This window comes from Novosphingobium sp. (genome assembly GCF_027489515.1).
Taxonomy (GTDB): domain Bacteria; phylum Pseudomonadota; class Alphaproteobacteria; order Sphingomonadales; family Sphingomonadaceae; genus Novosphingobium.
Window position 1 is genome coordinate 1 of the sequence record NZ_JAIXZS010000012.1, and the last position, 13,200, is coordinate 13,200.

Sequence of the window (13,200 nt, forward strand, 5' to 3'; positions counted from 1 at the left end):
CAGGTCTCGGTCTTGACGACCTTCCCGTTGTTGCTCTCGACGATTTCGGTGGCGGTGGCGGCAAGCGCGTCAACCTGAGCCTGGCTCAGATCCTGACGCGCAAGGAAGACATGCTCGTACAGAGGCATGGGCCTTGCGTCCTTCATCAATCTAACCGATCGCTGGCTGATCCGCGGTATTGCGGGGCCCCTCCGGCTTTCTTCGACTTCCGCGCAATGGCCTTGGCCCGTTTCGCGGAAGCGCTGGCCCTTAGCGGGAATCAGCGAAGATGCAAGGTGTAATCGGAATTTCAGGCCGCATGGCGCGTGGGCGGCACCGGGGGGCTTGCAAGCGGTGCGGCATCGCTCACGGGGCGACCCATCTCGAGCCGCTGGAGATGGCCGATGGCGAAATCGGCGACGAGATTGGCGAACACGGTCTCGTGCAGGGGCAATTCGAATTCGACGCCCGAGGTCCTGTCCTTCGACCACACAACGAACGCGAGCTTGGGTGAAAGCTCCGGCAAGAACAGGATGACTGTATCGCCGATGCGCTGACGAGGAATGCCTTCGATCCGTGCGCCGTGCGTGGTCATGTCCTTAAGCATGACCGTTGACCGGGTAACGCCGTGCTTGCAGCGCACCGGAAGCTCGAAACCCACGCGGCGCGCCCGCCGGTGGTTGATGTTCTCCACGCCCTCGAACTCGTCCGTCATGGCCTGCTCCTGCCGCTGCATTTACCACATGCATTGAGAACGGCGGGAGACGCTCAAGCTTCAGGCCCTACGGATTAATGCTAGGCGGCCCGGCCCCATCCGCAGCGCGGCGTTGTCTTTCCGGCAAGCTTTGGCGCCTATGATAGCGGAGGAACGGTCCGGCGTCCGGCCGGCACCGCAGGGGAGGCAGCAGTGGCCGATGAAAGCAGAAGCGCCATCGCGATGAGCCGTCCGGGGCTGTTCAGCCGTTTTGCCGACGACGAGACCGAGCGGCGCTATTCCGAGCGCGCGCGGACGCTGCGGCTTCCTTTCGTGCGGGTCTACGGCGTGATCTTCATGGTCGTGGCACTTTCCTATTCGATCATCAATCCGATGTTTCTGGCGCCGACCGACAACGCGCAGCTGGCGATCCTGCTCGGCCTCGCGCTGCTCGTCTGCGGCACCTATATCGGCGTGACCTTCTGGGAGGGCTACATCCAGTACCCCCTCATCGACTTCATCGCCCTGCTCACCCTTTCGCTGCTGGTCGGCAAGATCAACGTCGTATTGTTCGAGCACCTCTCCAGCCTTGATGCGACTTTGCACGCAGTCGGGGTGGTCAACCGGCTGATCATTACGGCCTTCGCCGCCGTCACGCTGGCCGGTCGGCCACGGGCGTTCCTCGGATGGGTGGTGCTCGATGCGCTGGTCTGGTTCGCACAAATCACCAGCGGGCAGCCGCAGCTCTCGGCGGTGGTCTATGCCGTGGTCAGCTATGCGAGCGGCGCGGTGGTGATGACCGCGATCAACCTCGCTGTCGGCCGCACCAGCCGTGCCGCGTTCCAGCTGGCGGATTCGCTCGATGCCGAGCGCGCGCGCAATGAGGAACTGGTGCTCAACATGCTGCCCCCGGCCGCGGTGAACCGCATCCGCAGTGGTCTTCTGGTGGCCGATTCCTACGCCGATGCCAGCGTGATCTTCATCGACATGGTAGGCTTCTCCACCCTGGCAAAGCGCGTTTCGCCCGGCCATCTGGTTGAACTGCTCAATGCCTTCTTCAACCATGCCGATGCCTGCGCGCGCCAGTTCGGGGTGGAGAAGGTCAAGACCGTGGGCGATGCCTACCTCGCCATTGCGGGGGGCAACGTGCCTTCGGGCAACAGCGCGGATGCCGCGATCGCCTTTGCCCGCGCGGTGATCGCGGGCGTGCCGGACATGGGCAAGGGGGCAGGCGTGGAGGTTGCCTTGCGCGCCGGTATCCACAGCGGCCCGGTGGTGGGCGGCGTGATCGGCGAGACGCGCATGGCCTATGATTACTGGGGCGACACGGTGAACATCGCCGCCCGGCTTGATGGCACGGCCCCTGTCAACGGCATCGCCGTTTCCGAGATCACATGGCTGCGTGCGCGCGACCGCGAAGGTTTCGGCGCACCGGTGACCATCGCGCTCAAGGGCGTCGGCGACGTGCTGGTCTACCATGCCCAGCCGCTTGCGAGCGGCGAGGTCGATCGGGCCGCCTAGGGCCACTTCAGGGTCGCCTCAGGGCCGATACCGCATCGCGACATCGCAGCGGGCATAGCGCGTGCCGTAGTCCGCCATGATCCCGGCATCGTGGCAAAAGCCCAGCTTCTCGTAGAGGTGGATCGCCGCCGCACAGGCCTTGTTGGTCAGCAGATAGAGCGGATCGGCGCCGAGCCGCTGCGCCCGCGCGATTGTCGCGGCGAGGAGGAATGCACCTGCGCCAAGTCCGCGCGCGCTTTCGAGCACACCCATCTTGGTGAGTTCATACCCCCCGCCGCCGGTGGGCTTGAGCGCACAGGTGCCAACAATTCCAAGGCCTTCCGCCTCGACGAACAGGATCGTGCCACCGGGTGCGATGATCTTCTCGCGCGGGTTTTCCAGCACCTCGCGGTCGACCGGTTCGAGGACGAACATCGCCTCGATCCATTCCTTGTTGATGTCGTGGAAGGCCGGCGCAAGCGCGTCGGAGAACTCACGCAGCCGCAGCCGGGTCTTGCGCGCCGGGCGGGTGCGGGCGAGCAGGGGCTGTGCGGCGAGCGCGTCCTCGATCTGCCCGACTTCGCTGAGGAAATCGCCGGGGATGCTCTCCAGCAGCGACCGCACCGCGCTGTCCATGCGCGGCCAGACATCGGTAAGCGCAGCGGCATGCGCTTCCTCACCCGCCGGGGTGAGCGAGACGAGGCGCTGGCGCTGGTCGCGCCCCGGGACCGTATCCACGAGGCCCAGCCGAGTCAGCTGGCCCACGCTGCGGGTCACGCCGGGCTGGCTGGTGCCGATGGCCGCGACAAGCTGGGTCACGCTCTGTGGACCCTTCGCCAGCGCGGCAAGCAGCGCCATGTGGCCCGGCTGGCAGGGCAGGCCGGCCTCGGTGATGGCCATCGCGGCTTCGGCCTGCATCCGCTCGGCGAGGCGCTTCAGGCGGCTGCCCAGAAAAACGGGTCCGGCCTCCCGCAAGATATCGGTCATGGCATCCCCTCCCTTATAACGCGTTATATATCACGTTATGGAAAGACGCTTGTCAAGCCTTGAGCTGCTTCTCGACGAGGGCAATCGCCGCCGCAATGGCCGCTTCGATGGAAAGCGCGGAGGTATCGAGCAGCGCCGCATCGTCGGCCTGGCGCAGCGGGGCGGCCGTGCGGGTGCGGTCGCGTTCGTCGCGGGCGGCAAGGTCGGCCTCGATGGCCTCGCGCGTCACATTCTCGCCTCGCTGCTGCATCTCGGCCCAGCGGCGCAGCGCGCGGGCGGTGACACTGGCGGTGACGAAGAGCTTGGCTTCGGCTTGGGGTGCGATCACCGTCGCGATATCGCGGCCATCGAGCACAGCACCGCCGGGCTGGCGGGCAAAAGCCTGCTGGCGGGCGAGCAGGGCAGCACGCACGCCGGGGTGGATCGAGACGCGGCTCGCCAGCGCGCCGGTTTCCTCGCTGCGCAGCGCCGGATCGGCAAGCAGGCTCTCGGGGAAATCGGTGGCAACCAGCGCCGCGTCCGGATCGTCGGGATTGCCGGCATTCAGGAATACCTGCCGTCCCACCGCGCGGTAGAGTAGCCCGGTATCGAGATGTGGCAGGCCGAAATGGGCGGCAAGCGCCTTGGCGATGGTGCCTTTGCCCGAGGCGGTCGGGCCGTCGATGGCGATGATCATGCCGCGCTGCTGGCCTGATCGAGCAGGGCTTCAAATACGGGGAAGCTCGTCGCGATGGGGCGCGTGTCGTCCACTTCCACCCCAGAACGGCTGGCAAGCCCCGCCACGGCCATCGACATGGCAATGCGGTGGTCGAGGTGCGTTGCGACCGCAGCGCCTTCAGGCGTGCCTTGCAGGGGCTCTCCGGCGGTGCCGTCGATGATGAGGCCGTCCTCGGTTTCGCTCACAGTCGCTCCCGCCAGTTCGAGCGCCGCACGCATGACCGCGATACGGTCGCTTTCCTTGACGCGCAGTTCCTCAAGGCCGGTCGTCACCGTGCGGCCCGCTGCGAGCGCTGCGGCGACGAACAGCACCGGGAACTCGTCGACCATGCTCGGCACCACGGCCGGATCGACTTCGATGCCCGTGAGCGCCGAATGCCGCACGCGCAGGTCCGCCACCGGCTCGCCGCCGACCTCGCGGCGGTCCACTTCCTCGATCTGACCGCCCATGGCACGCAGCACATCAAGCAGCGCAGCGCGGGTGGAATTGAGGCCGACGTTCTCGATGACGAGATCGGAGCCCGGCACCAGCAGCGCCGCGACCACGAAGAACGCCGCCGAGGAGGGATCGCCGGGGACCTCGATCGTCTGGGGCCTCAGTTCCGCTTCGCCGGAAAGGTGGATCGGGCGCGTGCCGTCTGCGGCGACCTCGACACGCAGGTCCGCGCCGAAGCCCTTCAGCATCCGCTCCGAATGGTCGCGCGTGGGGACGGGTTCGATCACCGTGGTGGTGCCCGGCGTGTTGAGGCCGGCGAGGAGCACCGCGCTCTTCACTTGCGCCGAGGCGACCGGCAGGCGGTAGCTGATCGGCACCGCGGGTGAAATGCCGCGCAGCGTCAGCGGGAGGCGGCCTCCGGGCGCTGCGGTGAAATCGGCGCCCATCTGCGAAAGGGGCTCGATCACCCGGCCCATCGGGCGCTTTGAAAGGCTGGCATCGCCGATGAAGGTGGCGGTGATCGGATGGCTGGCAACAAGGCCCATCAGCAGCCGCGTCGAGGTGCCGGAATTGCCCATGTCGAGCGCCTGCTTCGGTTGCAGAAGGCCGCCGACGCCCACGCCGTCGATGACCCATTCCCCACCACCGAGCCGTTCGATGCTGGCGCCCATCGCGCGCATCGCCGCGGCAGTGGACATCACGTCCTCGCCCTCGAGCAGCCCGGTCACCCGCGTACGGCCGACCGCCAGCGCGCCGAGCATGATCGAGCGGTGGCTGATCGATTTGTCGCCGGGAACCCGGATCCGCCCGGTGAGCGGCCCGGCGGCGATGAAGCGGCGGGGGCGCGGGGCGGAGGTTTCGGCTGAATGCACGGGTGCGGGTCTTTCCGGGGTCTGGGAGGGCTGGAACGGCCGCGCTTTTGACAGCGCCCCGCGCCTATGGCAAGGCGCGCGCCGCGCTTGATTCCCGGCCAGTGGGGCCCCATCAAGCAAAATGCATTGATGCTCCCGCCATCTGTCGCGGGCGCAAGTTTTAAGGATTTCGCATGGTCAAGCCTGAATGGGGCGCAAAGCACGGCTGCCCGAAGTGCGGCACTCGCTTCTATGACATGGGCAGGGATGACCCCGTCACCTGCGTCGAATGCAAGTATAGCTGGACGCCGGAGCCCGTGCTCAAGTCCAAGCAGCCGATCCCCTATGAGGAGATCCAGAAGGAGAAGGTCGATGTCGCGCCCGACGTCGATCTGGCTGACGAAGATCTCGACATCGACGAGGATGCCGATTCGCCCGACAACGACGTCGATCTGGGCGGCGATGATGATCTTGGCGTTCCTGGCCACGACGGCGAGGACGAGGAAGTCTGATTTTTCCGCTTGCCGGAGCGCGGGCGGCAAAGGGCCGCTTGCGCTCCGGCGGCGATTGCGCGCTGGTGCAAAAATGTGTTGCCAGCGCCCCGGGCCTCGCATAAAGGCGCGGTCCTCCGGCGGGATGCTGCCGGTGCAGGGTGCCTCCAGCGGCACCTCTGCTAGACATTGTGGGGCCTTAGCTCAGCTGGGAGAGCGCCTGCATGGCATGCAGGAGGTCAGCGGTTCGATCCCGCTAGGCTCCACCATTTCTCTCTTGCCATCGTTGAGTGGATGCCTGCGCGGCCGCGGCGCCGCTTGCGGAAAATCGCTGCCATTGACGCACATCACACCCCTGCCTAGGCATGCGCGCTATCGGGTTCACCGGCGATACACGCATCGCCGCATAACAAAGGCCATGCAGCGGCAGGCATCGCTCCGGGCAGACCGGACCAGTGCAAGCTGCGCACATCAGGGGTGCCATTGGTGATGAACACGTCTCGTCCGTCTTTCCGCCGCTTCCTCAGCGCTGCCGTCGGCACCGCTGCCGGCACGTGCCTCGTCGCGACGAGTGCCAGCGCGCAGTTCGGCGGCTTCAGTTTTCCCTCGCTGCCCAGCGCGCCGTCGAGTTCGTCGAAGAGCTCGGACGGCTGCCCCAAGGGCAAGAGCAAGAGCGAGGGCTCGGCGATGCTCGGCGGGCTGATCGGCCAGGGCATTGGCCGTGCGGCCGGTTCCGCCGGGGTCTCGAGCTACTTCCCGATTTCCGAAGTGGCGGGCACGCTCACCAATGCCATCGCCTGCAAGCTCGATCCGGCCGAGCAGAAGCAGGCCGCGAACGCCACGATCGAGGCAACCCGCGGTGAGGCTGGGGATGCCGAGCCACCGCCGGTCGGCGCCTCATCAGCATGGACTTCGGAAACGCGCGAGAACGTGTCCGGCACGTCCACCGTGGTCGCGCGCAACGACAACGATCAGGGCGGCATGCAGTGCATCACCGTCAGCGACGTGATCATCGTCAACGGCGAGGAGACCACTGCCAACAAGCGCATGTGCCGCAAACCCGGCCAGGCGCGCTATGCGCTGATGGCCTGATGCGAGCGCTGCGCAGCCTTGCCCTCGGCTTTGCCGGGATCGCGCTGGTTGCGGCAAAGCCCGCGGCCATCGTGATGGACAAGGACAATCCTTCCTGCCCTGCCGCGCCGGATTGGGGCCAGGCCAAGGCTATCACGCTTACGCCCGCGGACATGGGCGGCAAGCACGTGCTGATCGCCGATGGCATCATCGATTCGACCTTGCCGAAGCGCCTCAAGGCTGCGCTGGACGCCGATGAGCGGATCGAGGAGGTCTGGATCAAATCGCGAGGCGGCGATGCGCGCGCGGGCAATCTCGCCGGTAAGGTGATCCGTAGCTATCCCGGCATGGTCACGCGCATTCCCAAGGGCTGGACATGCTTTTCGGCTTGCAACTTCGTGTTCATGGGCGGCGACCGGCGCTTCGTTGATCCGGGCGGCGTGTTCATGGTCCACATGTTCACCCACACCGGCGACCGCGACACCATCGAGATCTCGGTCGAGGAAGGCAGCGCCGAGACGACGCGCCTGATTGGCCAGATCGAGCAGGACAGCGCGCTGCTTGCCAGCGAGGACAACGACTTCCTCATCCGGATGGGCATCAGCCGCAAGCTGCTGACCGAAGTGATGTACAAGCAGCAGGCCGTGGCCACCGCTGCCAACAAGACAACGCGCTACTGCCTGAGCCAGGACGAAGTGCGCAAATATAACGTGGTGCCCAAAGAGACGGCAGGCTAGGGGCGTCGGCCCCGCTGCGAATCGGCAGTGGCTCCTGCTTTGCCGAAAGTTCTGATTTCCATGTCCGCCCCCGAACCCCTTGTGCCCGCTGTCGGCATCGACTTCGGCACGACCAATTCGGTCGTCGCGCGGACTGCGGGCGATGGCGCGGTCCATCTGGCCGAGTTTGCCGCACCCGATCAGACGGGGCCCGATCAGACTGGGGCCGTGTTCCGCTCTGCGCTGTGCTTCTGGCAGGAGGATGCCGTGCGCGGCGGTCTGGCGCACGAAGCAGGCCCATGGGCGATAGCCGAGTTTCTCGGTTTTCCGCAGGGCTCGCGCTTCATCCAGTCGTTCAAGTCGGTCGCCGCCAGTACCAGCTTTGAACACGCACAGATCTTTACCAAGCGGCTGCGCTTCGAAGACCTCGGCAGCACTTTCCTCGAGCATCTGACCGCGCATGCGGGAGAAGCCCTCAAGGACCTGCCTGAACGCATCGTGGTCGGCCGCCCGGTGCGTTATGTCGGCGCGCGGCCCGATCCGGCGCTTGCGGCTGCACGCTACGCGGCGATGTTTGCCGGGCTAGGGCGTGAGATCCACTACGTCTACGAACCGCTTGGCGCGGCCTACAGCTTTGCCTCACGGCTCACCGATCCGGCGACCTTGCTGGTGGCCGATTTCGGCGGCGGCACCAGCGACTTCTCGATCGTGCGCGTCGAAGCGCCGGATGCGCCGCGGCGCTGCGTGCCGCTAGCCTCGGCGGGCGTGGGTATCGCGGGCGACCGCTTCGATTTCCGCATCATGGACCAGCTCGTGCTGCCGCTGCTCGGCAAGGGTGGCACGTATCGCTCGTTCGACAAGGTGCTGGAGATTCCGCCCGGCCATTTCGCCGATTTCAGCGACTGGTCGCGCCTCGCCCTCATGCGCAACAAGCGCACGCTCGATCAGCTCGCCAAGCTGCGCCACGCGGCGACCGATCCCGCTGCCATCGACCGGATGATCGCGGTGGTCGAACACGAGCTGGGCTATGGGCTTTACGAGGCGATTGGCGCGGTGAAACGTGCGCTTTCCAGCCAGACTCATGCGGCTTTCGCGTTCGAGGGCGAGGGGCTCAGCGTCACCGCAGACGTCAGCCGCGCCGATTTCGAACGCTGGATCGCGCCCGATCTGGCCGAACTCGATCGCGGCGTGGACCGCGTGCTGGCGCGCGCCGGCCTTGCGGCCGAACAGATCGACCACGTGTTCGTGACCGGCGGCTCCTCGCTCATCCCGGCGGTCCGCCAGCTGTTCGAGCGGCGCTTTGGCGAAAGCCGCATTGCCAGCGGCGACGAATTGACGTCCATTGCGCATGGCCTTGCCCTGATCGGCAGTGCGCCCGACTTGTCCGAATGGACGGTCGCGGAAGGGGAGGAAGCATGAGCGTCGCATTCCGCCGCGAAAGCGATGACGAGCATCTTGAGCCGAAGTTCGAGCTGCCGATCCCGCCGGGTCCCAATCTCGTCACCGAGCGCGGTCTGGCACTGATCGCCGCGCGGGTCGAGGCGCTCGAGGCGGAGCTTGCCGGTCTGACGGACGAGACCGAGATCAAGCGGGTGAAGCGCGACCTGCGCTACTGGCGCACCCGTCAGGCTACGGCGCAAGTCATGCCGAAGCCGGATGGCGCGGCCGTTGGCTTCGGTTCCACCGTCACGTTCCGCCTGAATGGCAAGGCGCGGACGATCAGGCTTGTCGGCGATGACGAGGCCGATCCCGCCGCAGGTCTGCTCTCGTTCACCGCGCCGCTCAGCCGTGCACTGCTAGGGGCCGAGGTCGGCGACGAGCTCGACTTCGGCGGCAAGGACGGCGCGATCGAAGTGCTGGATGTGAAGGCCTAAACCTTCAGCCCGATCTCGCGCAGCCGCTCGTGGAGATATTCATCCGCGAGGATCGGCTCCGGGTAGCGGTCCGGATTGTCCGCGCTCACGCAGCCGGGCAGGGTACGGATCGCAAAATCGCTGCGCAGATGCAGAAAGAACGGCATCGAATAGCGGCTGTGCGCGGCCCTTGCGCCATCGGGATTGCGCACGCGGTGCGTCGTCGAAGGCAGCACGTGGTTGGTCAGGCGCTGCAGCATGTCGCCGATATTGACCACCAGCGCGCCCGGTGGCGGGGAGGCGGGGATCCAGCGACCTTCGCGGGTGAGCAATTCGAGCCCGGCTTCCTCGGCGCCCAGCAGCAACGTGATGAGGTTGATGTCCTCATGCGCGCCCGCGCGGATTGCGCCCCCCAGGTCATTGGGCGTATCGCCGGGGATCGGCGGGTAATGCAGCAGGCGCAAGATCGAATTGCCGCCCGCAATGGCAGGATCGAACCAGTCCGGCGTGAGGCCCAGCCAGACCGCGATGTGCGAGAGGATCTGCGCGCCGATCCGGTCGAATTCTGCATAAAGCGCGGTGAAGGTCTCGCGGAAGCCTTCGGGCGCGTCCGGCCAGACATTGGCGGGCATTGACGCGGTAAGCGGATCGCCGGAGGCAAGCTCGCGCCCGACATGCCAGAATTCCTTGAGATCGTGCACTGCCGCGCCTTTGGCGATTTCGGTGCCGAACGGAGTGTAGCCGCGCTGCCCGCCGCCGCCCGCCACGTACCAGCGGCGCTTGGCGGCTTCGTCCTGCGCAAAGAACGCAGCGGTCATTTCCCACCCGCGCGCCACGAGCGCCGGATCGAGCCCATGATCCGCAACCAGCGCGAAGCCGAAGCGCTGGAAGCTGCGGCCAAGATCCCCGGCCAGATTGCCCGAAGGGGCGGCCAGCGAGAGCACGGGAAGGGTATCGAGGTTCATGGCTTGCGCGTGTTCCGTCAGCGATTATGAGCCTCCCATATCGCGATCCCGGAAGGCATGCATGAGCAAAATCGAGGCGACCGAGCAGGCGTGGCTGATGAAGTCGGAACCCGACGTCTATGGCTGGGATGACCTGATGGCCGAGGGCGAGGGCACATGGGACGGCGTGCGCAACCACCTCGCCGCGCGAAACCTGCGCACGATGGCGGTGGGTGATCTGGCGTTCTTCTACCACTCGAACATCGGCAAGGAGATCGTTGGAATCGCGCGGATCAGCGTTGCTGGCCTCACCGATCCGACCGATCCCGAAGGCAAATGGGCGGCGGTCAAGGTGAAGCCGGTCGCCAAGCTCAAGGCGCCGGTCACGCTAGCCGCGATCAAGGCGAATCCTGCGCTGGCCGAGATGGAACTGCTGCGGCTTTCGCGCCTTTCGGTTTCTGCCGTGCGCGCATCGGAATGGGATATCGTGCTGGATATGGCCGGCGGTACGGTCTGATCGGCCACCCGCGCCGGCTGTGCCGGATCGGAACAGTCCCGCTTTGACCGGGGGAGAGGCCGATTCGCAGCCTCCCCGTATGGTTAGTAAAGCGTTACCAAGGGGCCATGCTGAGAAGGCGCGCCCCCAATCCCGAACTTGCCGGCCACCCCTTTCGCCGCACGCTGCCTGCGCACGTGCTGCGGCCGCTTCCGATGTTTGAGCCGGAGGTGGAAGCGGCAATGAAGGCGCTGCAGCTGCCCGAGGGTGTGCGCTCGCCGCCCGTCGATCCACGGCGGATCACCCGGCAGGATGTGATGGATTTCCTGTTGGCCTACTGCGCCTGCTTTCTGGCGGTCTCGGTCTTCATTTTCTGAAGCCCCCGCAAGATCGAACACCGCTTACTCGAAGGTGTGCTCGATCTCGCCCACATGGGCTTTCTCGGCCTTGTGGAGCACGCGCGCCAGCCACGCGGCAACAAGGCACATGGCTGCGCCCAGCAGCAACTGATCGGCAAGCGGCACGCCTGCCGCACTGAGGCCAACCGCGATCAGCGAACCCACGACCATCGCGCCCGCATTGACGATGTTGTTCGCGGCGATGGTCCGCGCGGTCTCTGCCTTGTCGACCACCGTTGTCAGGAAGGCGTAAAGCGGCACCACGAACATGCCGCCCGAAATGGCGATGCCCAGCAAGGTCAGCAGCAGCGGCACCGCAAGCGGCTCCATCACGAACTGCGGCACGCTGAGCAGCGCGGTGCCGGCGGCGTGCGGCCAGGTTTTGCAGACCACGTGGAAAGCCACGATGAAAAGGCCCATCACGATCACCGCGACCGGACCGAACCGCGCGGAGACGGTGCCCTTGAGCAGGTGGTTGATCGAGACCGAGCCAATGGCGACACCGATCGAGAAGACCACGAGGAAGAGGCTTGCCACTTCCTTGCTGGCCGAGAGCACGTTCTTGGCAAGCGGCGGGAACTGGATGAACAGGACCGCGCCAATCGTCCAGAAGAAGCTGATCGCCGCAATCGCGAGGAACACGCGCGGGTGGCGCGTTGTCATGCGCACCAGCGTGATCGAGGAGCGGATCACGTTGAAATCAAGCGGCACGGGCTCCATCTGCGGCGGCGCGGGCGGCACGAACTGGGCTGTGCAGAACCCGACTGCGGCAGTCACAATGCAGATCACGGCGGCCCATTCGACCGGGATCCAGCCTGCGAAGATGGTGCCAGCGAGGATGGAGATGTAGGTTCCCGCCTCGACGAGGCCCGTGCCGGCCAGCACTTCGTCCGGATGGAGATGCTGCGGCAAGATCGCATACTTGATCGGGCCGAAGAACGTGGAATGTACGCCCATCGCGAGCAGCGCAGTCAGCATCAACGGGATTGCCACGATCTGCACGGCCATGCCGCGCCAGGCCATGAACAGCCCCGCCGCGCCGACCAGCATGATCGCGATTTCCGCCGCCTTCACGATGCGGATGATCCGCGCCTTGTCGCGCATGTCGGCCAGCTGGCCGGAGAGTGCGGAAAGCAGGAAAAAGGGCAGGATGAACACCGCCGAGGCAATTGCCGAGAACCGTGCTTCGGCTGCCTCCGAATTGTACACGGTATAAACCACGTACAAGATCATCGCGTTCTTGTAGAGGTTATCATTGAACGCGCCGAGCAACTGCGTCGCAAAAAGCGGCAGGAAACGGCGTTTCCGGATGAGCAGCGCAGTTGTAGTCATTCGGGCGTTGTCATTCGGTTTTTGCCAGCTTTCGCATCGTCCGCCCATCCCATAGCGCCGTGCACGGGGCGGACAAGGGGCATGTGCGGACCAACTTGCGGTTTCTTCGCGCTGCCATCGTGCCTATGGTGACCATACGATGCTGACACTTCCCAATCTGCTAACGCTGTCCCGCATTGTCACCGTGCCCGTGCTGGCGGGCCTCTTGTGGTGGCCCCAATGGCAAACGGGCTATGCGCTGGGCTTTGTGGTCTATGCCCTGATGGGCGTGACCGATTATTTCGACGGCTATCTTGCCCGCGCGCAGGGCACGGTTTCCAAGCTCGGCATTTTCCTCGACCCGATTGCCGACAAGATCATGGTCGCCGCGGTGATTCTGGTTCTAACCGCGCAAGGGGTGCTGACCGGGCCCTATGTCGGTGATCTCCACGTGATCGCGGGCCTGATCATCCTGATCCGCGAGATCGCGGTTTCTGGTCTCCGCGAGTTTCTCGGCGGCATCCAGGTCTCGGTGCCCGTTTCCAGGCTCGCCAAGTGGAAGACGACGTTCCAGTTCATCGCGCTCGGTGCGTTGATTCTGGGGCAGGGCGCGCCGCACTGGACGATGCTGATTGCCGGGATCGACGCCAACGTCCCGCACGCGGTGGGGCTTGTCACGCTGTGGGCTGCCGCCGCGCTGACGGTGATCACCGGCTGGGATTATCTGCGCGTCGGCCTCAAGCACATGGATTGAAC

At 65.7% G+C, this 13,200-nt stretch carries 16 protein-coding genes and 1 tRNA gene; 10 read left to right on the top strand and 7 right to left on the bottom strand.

All coding sequences use genetic code 11. The features are described from left to right. Both Q0082_RS00980 and Q0082_RS00985 read right to left on the bottom strand, forming a co-directional pair. The coding region (locus tag Q0082_RS00980) for a 30S ribosomal protein S6 (RefSeq protein ID WP_298188949.1) at nt 1-146 on the bottom strand (146 nt) is incomplete at its 3' end. A 143-nt stretch (nt 147-289) separates the two neighbouring features. Beyond that, the gene (locus tag Q0082_RS00985) at nt 290-694 is read right to left on the bottom strand and encodes a PilZ domain-containing protein (protein ID WP_298188874.1); all 405 of its coding nucleotides are present in this window, start codon (nt 692-694) and stop codon (nt 290-292) included. A 192-nt stretch (nt 695-886) separates the two neighbouring features. On the opposite strand from Q0082_RS00985, the gene Q0082_RS00990 reads away from it, so the two are divergent. Next, a complete protein-coding gene (locus tag Q0082_RS00990) occupies nt 887-2,194 on the top strand; it encodes an adenylate/guanylate cyclase domain-containing protein (protein ID WP_298188877.1) in 1,308 nt (435 codons plus the stop codon). Between the two features lie 18 nt (nt 2,195-2,212). On the opposite strand, the gene Q0082_RS00995 is transcribed toward Q0082_RS00990, so the two are convergent. Genes Q0082_RS00995 through aroA form a run of 3 tightly spaced genes read right to left on the bottom strand, consistent with a single transcriptional unit; the run spans nt 2,213 to nt 5,185 of the window. Then, the gene (locus tag Q0082_RS00995) at nt 2,213-3,160 is read right to left on the bottom strand and encodes a bifunctional helix-turn-helix transcriptional regulator/GNAT family N-acetyltransferase (RefSeq protein WP_298188881.1); all 948 of its coding nucleotides are present in this window, start codon (nt 3,158-3,160) and stop codon (nt 2,213-2,215) included. A 52-nt stretch (nt 3,161-3,212) separates the two neighbouring features. Continuing rightward, nucleotides 3,213-3,836 carry a d(CMP) kinase gene (locus Q0082_RS01000; protein WP_298188884.1) on the bottom strand — a complete coding sequence of 208 codons (624 nt, stop codon included), beginning with the start codon at nt 3,834-3,836 and terminating at the stop codon, nt 3,213-3,215. After that, nucleotides 3,833-5,185 carry a 3-phosphoshikimate 1-carboxyvinyltransferase gene (aroA, locus tag Q0082_RS01005; RefSeq protein ID WP_298188886.1) on the bottom strand — a complete coding sequence of 451 codons (1,353 nt, stop codon included), beginning with the start codon at nt 5,183-5,185 and terminating at the stop codon, nt 3,833-3,835. Before aroA ends, Q0082_RS01000 begins: the two co-directional genes overlap by 4 nt. A gap of 173 nt (nt 5,186-5,358) precedes the next feature. On the opposite strand from aroA, the gene Q0082_RS01010 reads away from it, so the two are divergent. The 6 genes from Q0082_RS01010 (at nt 5,359) to Q0082_RS01035 (ending at nt 9,316) form a co-directional block, all read left to right on the top strand. Then, nucleotides 5,359-5,676 carry an FYDLN acid domain-containing protein gene (locus Q0082_RS01010; protein ID WP_298188888.1) on the top strand — a complete coding sequence of 106 codons (318 nt, stop codon included), beginning with the start codon at nt 5,359-5,361 and terminating at the stop codon, nt 5,674-5,676. 172 nt (nt 5,677-5,848) lie between these two features. Beyond that, nucleotides 5,849-5,924, top strand: a tRNA-Ala gene (locus tag Q0082_RS01015). A 220-nt stretch (nt 5,925-6,144) separates the two neighbouring features. After that, nucleotides 6,145-6,747, top strand: coding sequence for a hypothetical protein (locus tag Q0082_RS01020; RefSeq protein WP_298188890.1), 603 nt, complete (start codon nt 6,145-6,147; stop codon nt 6,745-6,747). Then, a complete protein-coding gene (locus Q0082_RS01025; protein ID WP_298188892.1) occupies nt 6,747-7,463 on the top strand; it encodes a hypothetical protein in 717 nt (238 codons plus the stop codon). The genes Q0082_RS01020 and Q0082_RS01025 overlap by 1 nt, the downstream gene beginning before the upstream one ends. Nucleotides 7,464-7,523: 60 nt before the next feature. After that, nucleotides 7,524-8,861, top strand: a complete 1,338-nt coding sequence (locus Q0082_RS01030; RefSeq protein WP_298188894.1) for an Hsp70 family protein — start codon at nt 7,524-7,526, stop codon at nt 8,859-8,861. Beyond that, on the top strand, nt 8,858-9,316 hold the full coding sequence (locus Q0082_RS01035) for a GreA/GreB family elongation factor (protein ID WP_298188895.1): 459 nt from the start codon (nt 8,858-8,860) through the stop codon (nt 9,314-9,316). Before Q0082_RS01030 ends, Q0082_RS01035 begins: the two co-directional genes overlap by 4 nt. Here Q0082_RS01035 and Q0082_RS01040 read toward each other — a convergent pair. After that, nucleotides 9,313-10,260 (bottom strand): 2OG-Fe(II) oxygenase family protein, encoded by a 948-nt coding sequence (locus Q0082_RS01040; protein WP_298188897.1) that lies wholly within the window; start codon nt 10,258-10,260, stop codon nt 9,313-9,315. The two genes, Q0082_RS01035 and Q0082_RS01040, sit on opposite strands and share 4 nt — an antisense overlap. A gap of 61 nt (nt 10,261-10,321) precedes the next feature. Between Q0082_RS01040 and Q0082_RS01045 the strand changes: the two genes are divergently transcribed. Both Q0082_RS01045 and Q0082_RS01050 read left to right on the top strand, forming a co-directional pair. Then, a complete protein-coding gene (locus Q0082_RS01045; protein ID WP_298188899.1) occupies nt 10,322-10,756 on the top strand; it encodes an EVE domain-containing protein in 435 nt (144 codons plus the stop codon). Nucleotides 10,757-10,863: 107 nt separating this feature from the next. After that, on the top strand, nt 10,864-11,112 hold the full coding sequence (locus tag Q0082_RS01050) for a hypothetical protein (protein WP_298188901.1): 249 nt from the start codon (nt 10,864-10,866) through the stop codon (nt 11,110-11,112). A gap of 24 nt (nt 11,113-11,136) precedes the next feature. Here the strand turns inward: Q0082_RS01050 and Q0082_RS01055 are convergent, their stop codons facing one another. Continuing rightward, entirely contained in the window at nt 11,137-12,465 is a 1,329-nt protein-coding gene (locus Q0082_RS01055; protein ID WP_298188903.1) for an MFS transporter, read from the bottom strand. A 139-nt stretch (nt 12,466-12,604) separates the two neighbouring features. Here Q0082_RS01055 and pgsA point away from each other — a divergent pair, with 139 nt between their 5' ends. Beyond that, complete coding sequence (pgsA, locus tag Q0082_RS01060; protein WP_298188906.1) at nt 12,605-13,198, top strand: CDP-diacylglycerol--glycerol-3-phosphate 3-phosphatidyltransferase; 594 nt, start codon at nt 12,605-12,607, stop codon at nt 13,196-13,198. The last annotated feature ends 2 nt before the right edge of the window (nt 13,199-13,200 follow it).

Coding starts and splice junctions, on each gene's coding strand:
- Q0082_RS01040 (WP_298188897.1), bottom strand. CDS start 10,260: ATGAACCTCGATACCCTTCCCGTGCTCTCGCTGGCCGCCCCTTCGGGC.
- Q0082_RS01035 (WP_298188895.1), top strand. CDS start 8,858: ATGAGCGTCGCATTCCGCCGCGAAAGCGATGACGAGCATCTTGAGCCG.
- Q0082_RS01055 (WP_298188903.1), bottom strand. CDS start 12,465: ATGACTACAACTGCGCTGCTCATCCGGAAACGCCGTTTCCTGCCGCTT.
- Q0082_RS00985 (WP_298188874.1), bottom strand. CDS start 694: ATGACGGACGAGTTCGAGGGCGTGGAGAACATCAACCACCGGCGGGCG.
- Q0082_RS01030 (WP_298188894.1), top strand. CDS start 7,524: ATGTCCGCCCCCGAACCCCTTGTGCCCGCTGTCGGCATCGACTTCGGC.
- pgsA (WP_298188906.1), top strand. CDS start 12,605: ATGCTGACACTTCCCAATCTGCTAACGCTGTCCCGCATTGTCACCGTG.
- Q0082_RS00995 (WP_298188881.1), bottom strand. CDS start 3,160: ATGACCGATATCTTGCGGGAGGCCGGACCCGTTTTTCTGGGCAGCCGC.
- Q0082_RS01045 (WP_298188899.1), top strand. CDS start 10,322: ATGAGCAAAATCGAGGCGACCGAGCAGGCGTGGCTGATGAAGTCGGAA.
- Q0082_RS01000 (WP_298188884.1), bottom strand. CDS start 3,836: ATGATCATCGCCATCGACGGCCCGACCGCCTCGGGCAAAGGCACCATC.
- Q0082_RS01025 (WP_298188892.1), top strand. CDS start 6,747: ATGCGAGCGCTGCGCAGCCTTGCCCTCGGCTTTGCCGGGATCGCGCTG.
- Q0082_RS01050 (WP_298188901.1), top strand. CDS start 10,864: ATGCTGAGAAGGCGCGCCCCCAATCCCGAACTTGCCGGCCACCCCTTT.
- Q0082_RS01020 (WP_298188890.1), top strand. CDS start 6,145: ATGAACACGTCTCGTCCGTCTTTCCGCCGCTTCCTCAGCGCTGCCGTC.
- Q0082_RS01010 (WP_298188888.1), top strand. CDS start 5,359: ATGGTCAAGCCTGAATGGGGCGCAAAGCACGGCTGCCCGAAGTGCGGC.